Origin of the sequence: Streptomyces albiflavescens, assembly GCF_014645835.1 — a bacterium.
Lineage (GTDB): Bacteria > Actinomycetota > Actinomycetes > Streptomycetales > Streptomycetaceae > Streptomyces > Streptomyces albiflavescens.
In genome coordinates, this window is the sequence record NZ_BMMM01000012.1 from 204436 (window position 1) to 220926 (window position 16491).

Here is a 16491-nt window from a genome sequence, read left to right on the forward strand (position 1 = left end):
ATGTGATGAGCGGGCTCGGGCAGCGCGAGGTCGACGGGCACGGTTTCGGGGAGCACAGGAGCGCTGTTCCCTGGGGCGTCGTACGGCCCTTCTCCATCAAGACGAAGCTCGGCACGCTGGTCGTCGTCTCGGTCTTCATCACCACCGGTCTGCTGATGATCGCGGTGCGCACCGAGACCGAGCTGCGCTTCATCACGGTCTTCTCGATGATCGCCACACTCTTGATAACGCAGTTCGTGGCCCATTCGCTCACCGCACCGCTGGACGAGATGAACGCGGTGGCCCGGTCCATCTCGCACGGCGACTACACGCGCCGGGTGAGCGACAGCCGCCGCGACGAGCTGGGCGACCTGGCCGAGACGATCAACCTCATGGCCGACGAGCTGGAGGCCCAGGACCGCCAGCGCAAGGAACTCGTGGCGAATGTCTCGCACGAGCTGCGCACTCCCATCGCGGGCCTGCGCGCGGTCCTGGAGAACGTCGTGGACGGCGTCTCCGCCGCCGATCCCGAGACGATGCGTACGGCCCTGAAGCAGACGGAGCGCCTGGGCCGGCTGGTCGAGACGCTGCTCGACCTGTCGAGGCTGAACAACGGCGTCGTACCGCTGCACAAGCGGCGTTTCGAGGTCTGGCCGTACCTGTCGGGCGTGCTCAAGGAGGCCAACATGGTCGCCTCCGCGCGCGCGGACATCGCCTCGGGCTCCGGCAGCCACACGCGCACCGACGTCCATCTGCACCTCGACGTGTCCCCGCCGGAGCTGACCGCGCACGCGGACCCGGAGCGGATCCACCAGGTCGTGGCGAATCTCATCGACAACGCGGTCAAGCACAGCCCGCCGCACGGCCGCGTGACCGTGAAGGCCAGGCGGGGCGACCTCCCGGAGTCACTGGCCCTGGAGGTCCTGGACGAGGGGCCCGGCATTCCGAAGTCGGAGTGGCACCGGGTCTTCGAACGGTTCAACCGGGGCGGGGTCCCCTCGCCGCACGGTCCCGGCAGCGACGGCGGTACGGGGCTCGGCCTGGCCATCGCGCGCTGGGCGGTCGATCTGCACGGCGGCCGGATCGGTGTGGCCGAATCCGAGCGGGGCTGCCGGATCCAGGTCACCCTTCCGGGACTTCCATCTCTGCCAAGTTGACGTAAAGTTCGAACCGGAGCCACAAGATCCATCGGTGTCCGCACTGGCGGACACGTGTGATCAGGCAGAGGGGCCGCGTGAGTCGTGCCGCGACCCGGAATCGACATACCCGAACGAGCCCGTCCGGAACCGGAACCACGCTTGTTTCCCGCCATTTCCACAGCCGAAACACGGTTTCCGATGTGACTTGCACGACGTTGGACGGGCCCGACCTGACCTTCCCGGCCACAGGGGCGTAGCCTTAATTCCCGCTGTCCATCACCTTGTGAAGCGGAAGAGGGCGGTTGCCGCCGTGTCGCCACAGTCCCCCAGTAACTCGAGCATCTCGACCGATGACCAAGCCGGGAAGAACCCCGCTGCTGCGTTCGGTCCCAATGAGTGGCTCGTCGACGAGATCTATCAGCAGTACCTCCAGGACCCGAATTCGGTAGACCGAGCCTGGTGGGACTTCTTCGCCGACTACAAGCCGGGCGCCGCTGCCGCCTCGGCTCCGGCGGGTACTGCGGCCGCGGGGGCCGCAGGGACCACCACGGCGGCCCCGGCCGCGCCTGCCGCTCCGGCAGCCCCTGCGGCGCCCGTGACGCCCCCGGCTCCGGCTCAGGCCGCTCCCGTGGCTCCTGCCGCGCCCGCGCCCGCTCCGGTGGCCGCTCCCGCGGCACCGAAGCCCGCTGCCGCCGCCCCGGCTCCCGCGAAGGCCGCTCCGGCCGCCGCCAAGCCGAAGGCCGAGCCGGCCACCGAGGCCCCCGAGGGTCCGGAGTACGTCACCCTGCGTGGCCCCGCCGGTGCCGTCGCGAAGAACATGAACGCCTCGCTGGAGCTGCCCACGGCCACGTCCGTGCGCGCGGTCCCCGTGAAGCTGCTCTTCGACAACCGCATCGTCATCAACAACCACCTGAAGCGCGCCCGGGGCGGGAAGATCTCCTTCACCCACCTCATCGGCTACGCGATGGTGCAGGCCATCAAGGCCATGCCGTCGATGAACTGGCACTACGCGGAGAAGGACGGGAAGCCCACCCTCGTCAAGCCGCCGCACGTCAACTTCGGCCTCGCCATCGACCTGGTCAAGCCCAACGGCGACCGCCAGCTCGTCGTCGCGGGCATCAAGAAGGCCGAGACGCTGAACTTCTTCGAGTTCTGGCAGGCCTACGAGGACATCGTCCGCCGCGCCCGTGACGGCAAGCTCACGATGGACGACTTCACCGGTGTCACGGTCTCCCTGACCAACCCCGGCGGCCTCGGCACCGTCCACTCCGTGCCGCGTCTGATGCCCGGCCAGTCGGTCATCATGGGCGTCGGCTCCATGGACTACCCGGCGGAGTTCCAGGGCACCTCCCAGGACACCCTGAACAAGCTCGGCATCTCCAAGGTCATGACGCTCACGTCGACCTACGACCACCGGGTGATCCAGGGCGCCGCCTCCGGCGAGTTCCTGCGCATCGTCGCGAACCTGCTGCTCGGCGAGAACGGCTTCTTCGACGAGATCTTCGAGGCGCTGCGGATCCCCTACGAGCCGGTCCGCTGGCTCAAGGACATCGACGCCTCGCACGACGACGACGTCACCAAGGCCGCCCGCGTCTTCGAGCTGATCCACTCCTACCGGGTCCGCGGCCACGTCATGGCCGACACCGACCCGCTGGAGTACCGCCAGCGCAAGCACCCCGACCTGGACATCACCGAGCACGGGCTCACCCTGTGGGACCTGGAGCGCGAGTTCGCGGTCGGCGGCTTCTCCGGCAAGGCCCTGATGAAGCTGCGCGACATCCTCGGTGTGCTGCGCGACTCGTACTGCCGCACCACCGGCATCGAGTTCATGCACATCCAGGACCCGAAGCAGCGCAAGTGGATCCAGGACCGCATCGAGCGCCCGCACACCAAGCCGGAGCGCGAGGAGCAGCTGCGCATCCTGCGCCGACTGAACGCGGCGGAGGCCTTCGAGACCTTCCTGCAGACGAAGTACGTCGGCCAGAAGCGCTTCTCCCTGGAGGGCGGCGAGTCCGTCATCCCGCTCCTCGACGCCGTCATCGACAGCGCCGCGGAGTCCCGCCTGGACGAGGTCGTCATCGGCATGGCCCACCGTGGCCGCCTGAACGTCCTCGCGAACATCGTCGGCAAGTCGTACGCGCAGATCTTCCGTGAGTTCGAGGGCAACCTCGACCCGAAGTCGATGCACGGCTCCGGCGACGTGAAGTACCACCTGGGCGCCCAGGGCACCTTCACCGGCCTGGACGGCGAGCAGATCGCCGTCTCGCTGGCCGCGAACCCGTCCCACCTGGAGACGGTCGACCCGGTCATCGAGGGCATCGTCCGCGCCAAGCAGGACATCATCAACAAGGGCGGCACGGACTTCACGGTCCTGCCGGTCGCCCTGCACGGTGACGCGGCCTTCGCGGGCCAGGGCGTGGTGGCCGAGACCCTGAACATGTCGCAGCTGCGCGGCTACCGCACGGGCGGCACGGTCCACATCGTCATCAACAACCAGGTCGGCTTCACCGCCGCCCCGGAGTCGTCGCGCTCCTCCATGTACGCCACCGACGTGGCCCGCATGATCGAGGCGCCGATCTTCCACGTGAACGGTGACGACCCCGAGGCCGTCGTCCGCGTCGCCCGGCTGGCGTTCGAGTTCCGCCAGGCGTTCAACAAGGACGTCGTGATCGACCTCATCTGCTACCGCCGCCGCGGACACAACGAGTCCGACAACCCGGCGTTCACGCAGCCGCTGATGTACGACCTGATCGACAAGAAGCGCTCGGTGCGCAAGCTGTACACCGAGTCCCTGATCGGCCGCGGCGACATCACCCTGGAGGAGGCCGAGCAGGCCCTGCAGGACTTCCAGGGCCAGCTGGAGAAGGTCTTCACCGAGGTCCGCGAGGCCGTCTCGCAGGCGCCCGAGGTGCCGGCCCCGGACACGCAGGCCCAGTTCCCGGTCGCCGTGTCCACCGCGGTCTCCCAGGAGGTCGTGAAGCGGATCGCCGAGTCCCAGGTCAACATCCCCGACCACGTCACCGTGCACCCGCGTCTGCTGCCTCAGCTGCAGCGCCGCGCGGCGATGATCGAGGACGACACGATCGACTGGGGCATGGGCGAGACCCTCGCCGTCGGCTCCCTGCTCCTCGAGGGCACTCCGGTCCGCCTCTCCGGCCAGGACTCCCGCCGAGGCACGTTCGGCCAGCGTCACGCGGTGCTGATCGACCGGGTCACGGGCGAGGACTTCACGCCGCTCCAGTACCTCTCGGACGAGCAGGCGCGCCTGAACGTCTACGACTCGCTGCTCTCCGAGTACGCGGTCATGGGCTTCGAGTACGGCTACTCGCTGGCCCGCCCGGACGCGCTGGTCATGTGGGAGGCGCAGTTCGGCGACTTCGTCAACGGCGCGCAGACGGTCGTGGACGAGTACATCACGGCCGCCGAGCAGAAGTGGGGCCAGACGTCCGGCGTCACCCTGCTCCTCCCGCACGGCTACGAGGGCCAGGGCCCGGACCACTCCTCGGCCCGTATCGAGCGCTTCCTCCAGCTGTGCGCGCAGAACAACATGACGGTCGCCCAGCCGACGCTCCCGTCGAACTACTTCCACCTCCTGCGGTGGCAGGTGCACAACCCCCACCACAAGCCGCTGGTGGTCTTCACCCCGAAGTCGATGCTGCGCCTCAAGGCCGCCGCGTCGAAGACGGAGGAGTTCATCACGGGCGCCTTCCGCCCCGTCATCGGCGACGACTCGGTCGACGCCGCGGCGGTCCGCAAGGTCGTCTTCTGCGCCGGCAAGCTGTACTACGACCTCGAGGCCGAGCGGAAGAAGCGCGGCGTCACGGACACGGCCATCATCCGCATCGAGCGCCTGTACCCGCTGCCGGGTGCCGAGCTCCAGGCGGAGGTCAACAAGTACCCGAACGCCGAGAAGTACCTGTGGGCCCAGGAAGAGCCGGCGAACCAGGGCGCCTGGCCCTTCATCGCCCTCAACCTGATCGACCACCTCGACCTGGCGGTCGGTGCGGACGTCCCGCACGGCGAGCGCCTGCGCCGCATCTCGCGCCCGCACTCCTCGTCCCCCGCCGTGGGTTCCGCCAAGCGGCACCAGGCGGAGCAGGAGCAGTTGGCGCGGGAGGTGTTCGAGGCGTAGGCCTCGGCACGCGGTCGCCCACGACCGCTTCCTGTACGACGGCGAAGGCCCGGTTCCCTTTCGAGGGGCCGGGCCTTCGGCGTGCGGGCCCGTTCACGTGGTCAGGGGTTCGAAGTCCCAGAAGGGGCGCTCGCGGTTTCTGGCGGAGCGGGTGCGGGGGTGGTCGGCGCCCAGGGTCGCCTCCAGGTTGTTGAGGGCGACCTGTTCCAGCCGCTCGGCCTCCCCACGGTCGCCCGTGGCCCGCAGGTCGGCGGCAAGAGCGATGCGCGCCGACAGCGTCAAGGGGTGGGCGGGGCCGAGAACTTCGTCGGCCTCGGCCCTGGCCGCCGTGTCCAGGCTCATCGCGAGAGCTCTCTCTCGATCACCGGCCAGGGCAGCCGCCGCGGCGGCATTGAGAGCGCAGCCGAGCGCCCAGGGGTGGCCGGGCCCCACCGCCCGCTCCATGTCGGCACATGCTCGGTCTGCGAGGAAGCGGGCCTCTTCCCGTTCGCCGACCACACGCAGGATCAGGGACTGGTTGGCGTGGACGCCTGCGACGTAGGGGTGGGCGGGGCCAAGCATGTGCTCATAGCGGGCGACGATCGGCTCGCAGATCTCCCGCGCCCGGTCGAGGTCCCCGTGTACTCGTACGAAGCAACTGTGGGCGACGGCGAACATCAGGCTCAGTGGGTCGTCTTCGCCGACAACCCAATCACCGCGTTCCACGACCGAGGCAAACAAGGCCCATGCCTCCTCGAGCTCGCCGGCCTGATAACGGCACATGGCCAGGTTGTACTCGGCGTGCAGGGTCTGGGGGTGGTCGGGGCCGAGCTGCGCGCGGTGGCGTTCCGCGCTGGCCGCCTGGACCAAGACGGCGTCCCGCGGGTGGCCGAGCAGGCGCAGATCGGTCGCGTAGTGGATTTCGGAGAGCAGCGTCCACGGATGGCGGGGGCCCAGAACCTGGTCGCGGGCGTGCAGGACGCTCCGGTCCGTGTCCCGTGCGCGCCGGTAGTCACCGAGCAGGCGGAGCGACATTGCCAGGTTGTTCCGTGCCGCGAGAACAGCCGGGTCGTTCTCATCGCCCACGAGTTCCTCGTAGGCGTCGTAGATCTCCTGCGAGAGTCCGTATGCCTCTTGGTAGCGGCCCAGCGCCCGCAGGTCTGCTGCGAGGCCGCTCGCGGCCCGCAGGTACGGTCGTCGGCGGTCAGGGCGGCCGCTGGCCCAGTGCCGCTCGGCGGCGGCGCGGCTGACGGCCTCGCTGTGCCGGTAGTCGCCGACCGCACGCAGCAGGTTGGCGTAGTGGTGTCCGAGGTCCCACAGGGCCGGATGGTCGGAGTCGAGGAGCGCTTCCCAGACGGGGATGGCCTGTTCGGCAAGGCGAAGGCCAGTGCCGTACTCGCCGGCCAGGTAGAGGTGGCGCAGACAGTCGAGGACGAGGTTCTGTACGGCCGGGTCGGTATCGTGCAGCCCACCCGCGTACTCCAGGTGCGGGACGATCTCGGCATAGGCAGGCCACGTCTCCGGGTCGCCGGGCCTACCGGGAGCAGCGGCAGCGAGCGCGGCGCGGGCCGCGGTGGCGTACTCCCGGGCGTCGTCCTCGGGGATGTTCTGGCGGACGATCTGGTGCACCATGCGGTGCACGTACACGGCCGTCCCGCCGGACTCCAGCCGGATCACCGAGTACTGAGCCAGCCGCTGGAGCGTCCTGTCCGACAGCTCCTGATCATCCATCAACCATCGGATGGATTCAGGCCTTTGGTTGACCGGTATGCCTGTCAGGAGTCGTACGGGGATGGAGCCCGGCGAAAAGAACATGCACAAATTGAGGAGATCGACGGATTCGGGGGCCGTATCGCGCAATCTGTTCAGCAGGATCGCCCAGGCGGTCCGGAAGGTGAGCGGGAAGTCCGCGGAGACCGTGACCGCGTCGTACTCGCCGCCGCTTTCCAGCTCGGCGATGTACTCGCGGACCGACATGTCGGAGTCGCTCAGCCAGGCGGCTGTCTGGGCGAGCGCGAGCGGCAGGTCCCCCAGCGCCTCGGCGAGTTGGTCCGCCTCGGCTCCGGTCAGGCGGGGTGCGCGACGGCGGATGAAGGCGACGGATTCGGCGCGCTCGTAGAGCGGGACTTCCAGCAGCGCGGCATCGTGCCGCTCCCAGTCGGCGTTGCGTGTCGTGATCACAACATGGCCAGTCCCACTCGGCATCGTGTCGGCGACCAGTTCGGGGTCGTCGGCGCCGTCCAGGACGAGCAGCCAGCGCCGGTACGGCGCACCTTCGCGCAGCGCCAGGTGCACCGCGCGGATGCGCTCGCCGATCTCCTGGCCGGTCCGCAGCCCCAGCACCGGGGCCAGTCGGGCGAGACCCTCCCTGCAGGTGGAGCGTTGGTCAGCGCTGACCCACCACACGACGTCGTACTCGGAGCCGAAACGGTACACGTACTCAATGGCGAGCTGGGTCTTGCCGACGCCCGGCATGCCGCACAGCGCGGCCACGCCGGATTCCCTGTCCTGAAGCAGTCGGCCCACCCGCGTGAGCAGCGCTTCACGACCGGTGAATCGGGTGTTCCGGCGCGGCACCCCGCCCCATACCTCGGGCACCTCCATGGGGAAGCGCGGACGGGAGCGGCCGGAGTCGGCCGGCACAGACGTTGTCGGCACGCCGAGCCGGCGCAGCAGCCGTCGTTCGGCCTCCTCGGCGTCCACGCCGAGCAGCTCGACAGCCCGGAGGACCGCGGTCGCGGACGGAAGGGGCGCCGAGGTGATGCTGACCGCTGCGAAGCGGTCGGCGTTCGGCGCGACAACCTCGCGCAGAGCCTCGTTCCAGTCGTCGTGGCTGCGCGGCCCCAACTGGAAGTACCACTGGCTGAGGATCAGGAGCACTGGGCCCGGCACCGAGAGGAGCTCGCGCATCGCGTCCCCCGTGGAGGTGCCTTTCGACGGGTCCCAGCGGAGCAGCCTGACAGATCGGCCGCGCTGCTCCAGGCGGTCCGCGATCCACACCGCCCAGGCCCGGTTGTAGCCGGCGAAGCTGATGGTGATGGTCTGGCCGGTGAACGACTGGCCGGTGACGGTCTGAGGGTCACTCCGCTCGGGAACCGGCGTCGGCTGGATGGTGCGGGTGGAAGGCGGCTCCGGCGTCCGCGGCCTCGGCGGGGCAGGGAGGGAGGCCCGAGCCCGTACGACCTCCGCGAGCTGCGCCGCCGGTGCCCTCCCCGGCTCGCGTTCCCAGATCTCCGAGCGCAGTTCGGCCTTGCGGACGGGCACCCCCCACTGGTTGCTGACCGTCAGCCACAGCGCGGCGGGCCCTGGGATGGTGCCCGTGGTGACGCGGAAGGAGGCCGGGCCGTAGGTGCCGCCGAAGCGGTGCAGGACGACGCTGGGTTCGTCGAGCGCCGTACAGACGAAGTGCGGGGAGCCGTCGAGGGCGACGGTGAAGGTGAACTCCTCGTCGGGGTAGGGCCATTCGGCCTCGCCGCCGTCCGGCGCCAGCGGACCGCTCAGGTCGACCGTGACGAGGTAGTCGCAGTCCGTCTCGGCACGGTGCGGCCAGGCGACGACGGGTTCGATGAGGAGGGGGCGTTGATCGGGTGAGGTCATCGCGCCTCCACCCCCCGGGCCGTCAGTCGCAGCGTGGTCTGCGGGTGCCCGTAGTAGTGGAACATGAACGCGTACAGCAGGCGCAGGACCCGTTTCTGCCCGAACTCGTCGACCCTGCCGTCGTCGTCACGGATCGGGGGGACGGCGGACGGCGGGCCGAACTCCTCCGCCGCGCGGGCCCGGAAGGACAGCAGGGTCCGGGTGACCGGGCTGTGCGGGTGTTCGGCGACCTGTTCGACGAGACCGCGGACCAGGGCCCGGGCCTCCTTGTCGCCGACCTGGCCGGACGTGACGATGCAGCCGCCGGCCCCTTTGCGCAGGAAGAGTTCGGCGAACCCGCGCAGTGCCTGCTCGCCCTGGGCGCTGTTGAGGACGGCACGCCCGGAGTGGCAAGCGTTGAGGCACACCAGGGAGCGGTCGGCGCGCAGGGCGCCCATGGCCTGGCCGTTGAGCTCCGCCCAGGTGCGGTTACCGAGCGTGAGGCGCGGGACGCTGTCGCCGTAGGTGCCGTGGCAGCCCATGTAGACGAGGCCGGTGGGATCACCGGGGGTGTCGAGCGCCTGGAGGAACGCGGTCATCCTGGCGTGGAGCTGGTGGGCGTAGGGGCGGAAGACCCGTCCGTCGTCGGCCATCTCGTGGTGGAGGTAGCCGAGCACCCGGCCGCGGCAGTCCGTCGTCTCGCGCGGCAGGTCGTGGCCGCTGTCGTGCACGGTCGTCCAGCGGGACATCACGACCTGAGCGCCCAACCAGGCTTCTTGGAAGCCACGCGTGGCGTCGCCGGGCAGCAGGAAGAGCTCCCAGGGGAGTTCGTACCCCGTGTCGTCCCAGACGAGAAGCCGCAGCGACGCGCCGTGCCGGGCGCGGACGCGGTTGAACCAGTCGCCGAGTTCCGGCTGGTTGCGCGACCACAGGTGGATGCCGTGCAGGATGTCGGCGGGGTACTCGCCGTCGCGGCGGACATTCCCGAGGCCCACTCCGGGAGCGCTCAGCCGTGGAGATTCGGCCGCGCTGCGGACGGTCAGGTCGCCGCACCAGCCGGTCACCCGGTAGGCGTCGCGGCCCGCGCCGTCCTGGGCCCGGACGACGTACAGCACGGCGTCGCCGTCCTTGAGACGCTGATAGGGGTGGGCCGCGGCGCCGCCGACTCCGGACGCCGCCTCACGCGGCTGCCGCAGGCTGCGCAGGGAGGCGGGGGCGCGACGGGCCGCCTCCTTCAGACCGGGCAGCGACGCCCTGCGCACCATGGATCCCGTCCCGGACAGCCACCGGGCACCGTGCTGTTCCTCAGCCCCCATGGCTGTCCCGCCCCTCGACGACGGTGGCGCCGAGGGTATCGGCCAGCGCGAACGGCAGGTCTCCGTACGGCCTTCGAGCCGTGTCGACGACCGCCACGTTCAGCCTGCCGCGGTCCATGGCGGCGAACGAAGCAGCCGCGGTGAGGCTGTCCTCGATGCCCTGCACGGCCACGGGTCCGTGCAGTCGGCCGGTGTGGCTGGCGCGCAGCGGAACGTTGCCGCGGCCGTCGGTCACCACGACCAGCCAGGCCTCGGCGAGGGCGCTGCCCTGTCTGCGGAACGCCTGGCGCAGCACCTGCCCAGCCTGTTCGATGCCGTGGGCGAGCGGTGTGGCCCGCCCCTTGGGCCGGTACAGGGCGGCGAGTACACGCGGGTCGAGCACACCGCGCGCGGCGAAAGACTCGGCTCGCAGTTCATCGGCCGCGTCGGCACCGCCGACCTCGACGACGTGGATGGCGGCCCTGGATGTGTAGGCCCACTGGAGGAACGGAGTGAGCGCGTCCTGCCAGTCCCAGTCACCTCGACAGGTGTGGTCGAGGAGCAGGGTGAGCAGGCGTTCGGGGGCGGGTGCGCGGAGATTGCTGTGCAGGTCGACGGGGGCGACGGTGAACTCCCTGTTGCCCCGGATCCTTTGGTGCACGGCAGCTTCCCGCACCGTGCGCACCAGTGCGAGGTCCCGCAGGTCGCGCGCCCGCCGGGTTCCCACGACGGCTCCCCTCGTCGAGGTGGGCCCGGAGCGCCGCTGCCACGGGTTGCGCAGCGGCATGAACTCGCGCAGGGCCATGGCCTCGTCCTCCGGGTACGGCATGCCGAGCGTGGCACCCGGCGCGGGGCCAACCCCTTCGGCGGGCCCGGACGCGAGCAGCGGCAGCTTCTCCTCCGAGCGGCGCCGCTTCGCGGGCCGGCCTCCGCGGCGGCCGATGTCACCGGGGCGCGGCAGCGGAGGGAGCCGGGGGCCAGGTGCCTCGCTGTCCGCACGGTCGTCGGCCGGCGTCGGTTCGGTCACGCGCAGCCCGATGAGCCGCGCCGCCTCCTCGCAGTGCTGGGCCGTCACCTCCCGATGGCCTCCCAGGGTGGCGAGCGCCCGCGCGATCCGCGCGAGGGCCAGGCTTCTGCGCGGGCCCGCTCCCGGCCCGAGGATCTCATGTACGCGGGTGACGGCCCGGTCCGTGGTGGTGGCGAACGTGTCGTGGGGCAACGGTGCGTCGGTGGGGCCCGCATCCGGGACCGTACGCAGTCCGGGCACGGCGAGCCGTACCGCGAACCGGTCCAAGAGGTGCGGGGTGACGCGCCCCGCGTCCTCGGAGCGGCATAGTGCGAGCCACCGGGTACGCGGTCGATCAGCGATACGCAGCCCCGGCTGTTCGACCGAGACGAGATCGGCGCCGATGAGCTGCACGGCCGCCCGCATTCCGGCGACGCTGAGACTCGCCAGATCCGCGACGACGGCCAGGGGCGGGGGTGCCGCGCCGTCGACGAGGGGACTGGGCCCGACAGTGAACGCGATGCCGTCCGGGCGCCGTTCGAGTCGTGAACGGCACCACAGCTCCTCGTCGCGGGTGGCCGCGCCGAGCGGGATCCTGGCGGCGGGTGGGCCGGCCGGGCCGCCGAGGACCGCCGCGAAGACGCGGGAAACGGGTTCGATCAGGCGTGGCTCCAGGTCGAAGAGCAGCACCCCGGCAAGGGCCGGGTCGAGAGCCGCGCAGCGGAACGCGCACTCCAGCCGCCGCGCGTCGTCAGACGGTTCGAGGGCAGGGGTCGCGGTCGTCATGAGGTCGGCTCAACCCGCGTCGAAGAGGTCCTTGATCCGGGCATGGTCGTCGCGCCCCCAGTCGAAGGTCCCGCCGTGCGCCGCCTCGGGCCTGCGATGGCGCAATGCGAGGGGCAGTGCTTGAAGAAGATGGCGCGGCTGGACCCGGAGGACGCCGTCCAGGGCGGCGAGGGCACGGGCGGCCTGGGTGGCGACGATCTCGCCGCGCTGTCCGACGGCGTCGAGTTGCCCGGCGGCCTCGGCGCACAGGCGCAGGATGTCGTCGGGGACCTCGACCTGCGGGAATCGCTCCCGGGCGGCTTCGAGACGGTCGCGGACGACGCCGTTGTGCCGTTCGGCCTCGGCCAGCCACTCCGAGGTGCCCCGGGTCCGCTCCTCTTCGAAGGTGAGGACGGTACGGATCATCCGGTGGCGGGCGTCGGTGTCCAGGTCCGCGGCGGTGACCATGAGCCCGAACCGGTCCAGCAGTTGCGGCCGCAGTCCGCCCTCTTCGGGGTTCATGGTGCCGACGAGCCCGAAGGCGAGTTGCTTGGCGCTTGCGAGCCCCTCGCGCTGCACGGACAGCACCCCGGTCGAGACGACATCGAGGATGATGTTGACGACGTGGTCGTCGAGAAGGTTCACCTCGTCGACGTAGAGCAAGCCCTTGTCGTGTGCCTCCTCCAGGAGCCCGGGCTGTTCGCGAGTCTCTCCCCGCATCAGGGCGTCGAGCTGCCAGCCTCCGACGACACGGTCGTCGGTCGCGTTGATGGGCAGCGTGACGGGCAATTCGCCGTGCATCATCAGGGCGAAAGCGCGGACGATCGTCGACTTGGCGGTGCCGCGCTGCCCCGCTATGAGGACACCCCCGATGCCGGGCGCCACGTGGTTGAGCTCCAGAGCCAGCTTCAGGTCGTCCTGTCCGACTACACAGCTGTACGGGAGGATCCACGCCCCCGGCGATGTGCGGCTCACGAGGCGGCTCCGGGCGCGCCCCCAGCCGCGTCCGGAGCGCCGGAGGTCTGCCAGCGGAAGGTGATCTGGAGCTGGGCCTCGGCACCGCTCTTGACCAGGGCCGCCACACCCGCGTCGACCTTGATGGAGAGCTGCATCTCGATCTCGTCGGGCCTCAGGCCCGCTTCCAGCTCCTCGAACCTCCGTACCGCTTGTGCGGCGCACCGGCGTGCCAGGTCCAGTCCGTCGGTGTAGGCGTCGTGGGCGACCTCGACGACACGGCGGGCGGCTCCTCCCCTGGTGCTCTCGTCGCCGTAGACGAGGTCGAGACCGTCGGGGTCGGACGGATCGAGGTCCGTGTCGACTTCGACGGGGATGGGTCCATCCGCGCCCGTCGGGACGGGCCCCACCAAGATCACCACGCGTCCCCCTGGTTCAACTCTCTTGAAATGCACGGCTGTTGAGAGAGAACTTGGTCATTCCCCGGCGCGCGGGGGGTTATGCGCGCCGGGGTGGGCGACTCGGGGATCAGGTCGACAGGGGTTCGAAGTCCCAGTAGGGCCGGTTGCGGGAGCGGGCCGAGATGGTGTGGACGTGCTGGGGGCCCAGCGTGGCGGCCAGGTCGGAGAGGGCTTCCTGCTCCATCTTCTCGGCCTGCCGACGGTCCCTGATTCCGCGCAGGTCCGCCGCGAAGGCGATGCGGGCCGAGAGCGTCAGCGGGTGAGTGCGCCCGAGGGCCTCGGTGGCCCGCGTGACCGCCTCCTGGCTGAGTGACGCCGCCGACTCGGGATCGCCGACGAGGTTGCGCAGAGCGGCGGCGTTGATGGCACAGCCCAGCGTCCAGGGATGGTTCTCCCCCACCGCCGTGGTCATATCGGCCAGCACCTGTTCGATGACCGCATGCGCCTGGTCCCGTTCGCCGACGCTCCGCAGGACCAGGGCGTGGTTGGCCCGGACCCCGGCGATGAAGGGGTGCCCCTCGGCGAGCATCACCTCATAGCGGGCGACGACGGACTCGCCGAGCTCCCGCGCCTGATCGATATCGCCGTGCTCTCGCAGGAAACAGCTGGTGGTGGCGGCGAACCTCAGGGTCTGTGGGTCGGTCTCGCCCAGGACGCGCTCACACCGCTCCAGCACGCGGGTCAGCAGCGTGCCCGCCGAGGCGCGGTCGCCGCTGCGGTAGTGGCACAGGGCGAGATTGTGTTCGGCCTCCAGGGTCGGCGGCGCGTCGGACCCCATGACGAGACGGTACTCGCGCACGTTCTTGGCCTGGATCGACTCGGCCTCGGCATAACGGCCGAGAAGGCGCAGATCCGTCGCGTAGGACCACTCGGAACTCAGCGCCCACGGATGCCGCGCCCGCAGCAACAACCTGCGTGCCTCCATCGTCCGCCGGTCGATGTCCAGTGCCTCCTCATAGCGGCCGAGCAGCCGCAGGGACACCGCCAGGTTGTTCTGGGCTCCCAGGGTCCGCGAGTCCTGTTCACCCAGGAGCTCCCGGTACGTCACCGCGAGCCGCTGGGAGAGTTCCAGCGCCTCGTCGTAGCGGGCGAGGCCGCGCAGGTCGGCGGCGAGACCGCTGACCGCGCGCAGGTGGTCCAGGTCCTGCTCACCCCGTTGTTCGCGCAGATGGTCGACGGCGGCGCGCTCGATCATCTCCGTACGCTGGTAGTCGCCGACCTCGCGCAGCAGGTTGGCGTAGTGGTGGGTCAGTTCCCAGATCCTCGGATGGTTCTCGCCGAGCAGTGTCCGCCAGGCCTTCAGGGCGCGTTCACCGAGTTTGATGCCCGCCCGGTACTCGCCCGAAATGTACATGTACCGAAGACAGTTGAACACCAGCGTCTGCACCGCCGGGTCCTTGCTCTTCAGCACGTCCGCGTACTTCAGGTGCGGGACGATCTCCGCGTATCCGGGCCACAACCGGGTGTCGGTGGGGCGGCGCGGATCGGCGGCGGCCAGTGCCCGGCGTACGACGTCGATGAACTCGCGGCGGTCCTCGTCCGGCATGTCCTTGTGGACGATCTGGTGGACCATCCGGTGGAGGTACAGGGACTCGCCGGAGGACGCGGCCTCGTCGGTGGCCGCCTCGTGGGACTCCAGGCGGACGACCGAGTACTGGCGGAGCTGGTTGATCGCCTTGTTCCACAGGAGCGGGTCGTTGAGGAGGCCGGCGATCTGCTCGGGCAGCTCGTCGTGCGGCATCTCCTTCAGAAGGCGTACGGGGATGAAGCCGGGTGCGAAGAAGGTGCACAGGCGGAGCAGGTCGACGGACTCCGGGACGGTGTCCCGGAGCTTGTTCAGCAGTATCGACCAGGCGGTCTGGAAGGCGACCGGGAAGTCGGCGGAGATCTTGACGACGTCCTGGTCGATGCCGCCCTCCAGGAGGGCGATGTACTCCTGCACGGAGAGGTCGGAGTCGTTGAGCCAGCCCGCCGTCTGGTCGAGCAGGAGCGGCAGGTCCTCCAGCGCTTCGGCGAGCTGGTCGGCCTCGGGCTCGCCGAGGCGGGGCGCCCGGCGGCGGATGAAGGCGACGGACTCGTCGCGGGCGTAGACCGGCACTTCCAGCAGCTTGCTGTTGTGCTCGCTCCACTCGGGGTTGCGCGAGGTGATCAGGACATGGCCGGGGCCGGTGGGGACGAGGTCGTAGATCTGGTCCGGCTCGTCGGCGCCGTCCAGGATCAGCAGCCAGCGGGCGTACGGGTCGCCGCGGCGCAGCGAGTCCCGCACCGCGCGCAGCCGCTCGCCGTACTCGGCGCCCGTCGACAGCCCCAACTGCGGTGCCAGTTCGGCCAGCCGGCGCCGATAGGTGACCCGTTTCTCGGCGTTGACCCACCACACCACGTCGTACTCGGAGCCGAAGCGGTACACGTACTCCGCCGCGAGCTGGGTCTTGCCCACGCCCGACATGCCGTGCAGGGTGACCACGCCGGCTCCCGACTCGGCGCCCTGGAGAAGATGGTAGGCGTCGTTCAGCAGCGGCTCACGGCCGGTGAAGCGGGTGTTGCGGCGGGGCACGCCGCCCCACACCTCGGGCATGGCCGCGGGGAAGCGCGGGCCCCGGCGCGCGCCCTCGACGGACTCCGGCAGGGGGTCGGCGGGCAGGTCGAGGCGGTCCAGGACGCGACGCTCGGCCTCGTCGGCACCCGTGTTGTTGAGCTCGACCGCGCCGAGTACGGCGGCGGCGGTGGGCACCGGACTGGTGGTGACGGAGACGGCCGCGAAACGGGTCGGCTCGGGGGCGACGACCTCGCGCAACGCGGTGTTCCACTCGTCGTGGGTGCGCGGGCCCAGCTGGAAGTACCACTCACTGACGACGATCAGAATGCGACCCTGGGCGAGCTTCAGGTCGCGCAGCAGGTCCACGAGCGGTACCTCGGCCGGGGAATCCCAGCGCTGGTACACGACGCGATGACCACGTCGCTCCAGACGATCCCCGATCCAGGCCGCCCAGGCCCGGTTGAAACCGGCGAAGCTGATCGTGACGGTCTGCTTCGCGGCCCCCCTCTCGGTTGGCCCGACCGGCGTACGAGCTCCAGACATGCAGCGGCCTCCCCGCGCGAAATTTTAGAACCGCTGCGAGGTCCGGCGATAGGCACTGACGGATACCAGTCGCTTGCTTCACGGTTCCTTTCCATCCTTTTCAAGCGACGATCTTGGCGCACTGAT

General features: G+C 70.3%; 8 protein-coding genes. 2 read left to right on the top strand and 6 right to left on the bottom strand.

Annotated elements, in window-relative coordinates; genetic code table 11:
- Positions 1–5: 5 nt before the first annotated feature.
- Positions 6–1136, top strand: coding sequence for a HAMP domain-containing sensor histidine kinase (locus IEY95_RS29960; protein ID WP_229703466.1), 1131 nt, complete (start codon positions 6–8; stop codon positions 1134–1136).
- 292 nt (positions 1137–1428) lie between these two features.
- A complete protein-coding gene (locus IEY95_RS29965; RefSeq protein ID WP_189189278.1) occupies positions 1429–5250 on the top strand; it encodes a multifunctional oxoglutarate decarboxylase/oxoglutarate dehydrogenase thiamine pyrophosphate-binding subunit/dihydrolipoyllysine-residue succinyltransferase subunit in 3822 nt (1273 codons plus the stop codon).
- 93 nt (positions 5251–5343) lie between these two features.
- Here the strand turns inward: IEY95_RS29965 and fxsT (IEY95_RS29970) are convergent, their stop codons facing one another.
- The 6 genes from fxsT (IEY95_RS29970) to fxsT (IEY95_RS29995) all read right to left on the bottom strand — a co-directional run bounded on the left by fxsT (IEY95_RS29970) (position 5344) and on the right by fxsT (IEY95_RS29995) (position 16365).
- Positions 5344–8826, bottom strand: coding sequence for an FxSxx-COOH system tetratricopeptide repeat protein (gene fxsT / locus IEY95_RS29970; protein ID WP_189189279.1), 3483 nt, complete (start codon positions 8824–8826; stop codon positions 5344–5346).
- Positions 8823–10121 carry a CHAT domain-containing protein gene (locus IEY95_RS29975; RefSeq protein WP_229703467.1) on the bottom strand — a complete coding sequence of 433 codons (1299 nt, stop codon included), beginning with the start codon at positions 10119–10121 and terminating at the stop codon, positions 8823–8825. The genes fxsT (IEY95_RS29970) and IEY95_RS29975 overlap by 4 nt, the downstream gene beginning before the upstream one ends.
- A complete protein-coding gene (locus tag IEY95_RS29980) occupies positions 10111–11892 on the bottom strand; it encodes a magnesium chelatase (protein WP_189189280.1) in 1782 nt (593 codons plus the stop codon). Before IEY95_RS29980 ends, IEY95_RS29975 begins: the two co-directional genes overlap by 11 nt.
- Positions 11893–11901: 9 nt before the next feature.
- Positions 11902–12846: an AAA family ATPase gene (locus tag IEY95_RS29985; RefSeq protein ID WP_189189281.1), complete on the bottom strand. Its 945-nt coding sequence runs from the start codon at positions 12844–12846 to the stop codon at positions 11902–11904.
- Complete coding sequence (locus IEY95_RS29990) at positions 12843–13247, bottom strand: CU044_2847 family protein (RefSeq protein ID WP_229703468.1); 405 nt, start codon at positions 13245–13247, stop codon at positions 12843–12845. The genes IEY95_RS29985 and IEY95_RS29990 overlap by 4 nt, the downstream gene beginning before the upstream one ends.
- A 106-nt stretch (positions 13248–13353) precedes the next feature.
- Positions 13354–16365 (bottom strand): FxSxx-COOH system tetratricopeptide repeat protein, encoded by a 3012-nt coding sequence (gene fxsT / locus IEY95_RS29995; RefSeq protein WP_189189282.1) that lies wholly within the window; start codon positions 16363–16365, stop codon positions 13354–13356.
- Between the last annotated feature and the right edge of the window lie 126 nt (positions 16366–16491).

Bases quoted from the DNA above. Each gene is read 5' to 3' on its own strand.
- fxsT (WP_189189279.1), bottom strand. From the start codon at position 8,826: ATGACCTCACCCGATCAACGCCCCCTCCTCATCGAACCCGTCGTCGCC.
- fxsT (WP_189189282.1), bottom strand. From the start codon at position 16,365: ATGTCTGGAGCTCGTACGCCGGTCGGGCCAACCGAGAGGGGGGCCGCG.
- IEY95_RS29980 (WP_189189280.1), bottom strand. From the start codon at position 11,892: ATGACGACCGCGACCCCTGCCCTCGAACCGTCTGACGACGCGCGGCGG.
- IEY95_RS29975 (WP_229703467.1), bottom strand. From the start codon at position 10,121: ATGGGGGCTGAGGAACAGCACGGTGCCCGGTGGCTGTCCGGGACGGGA.
- IEY95_RS29960 (WP_229703466.1), top strand. From the start codon at position 6: ATGAGCGGGCTCGGGCAGCGCGAGGTCGACGGGCACGGTTTCGGGGAG.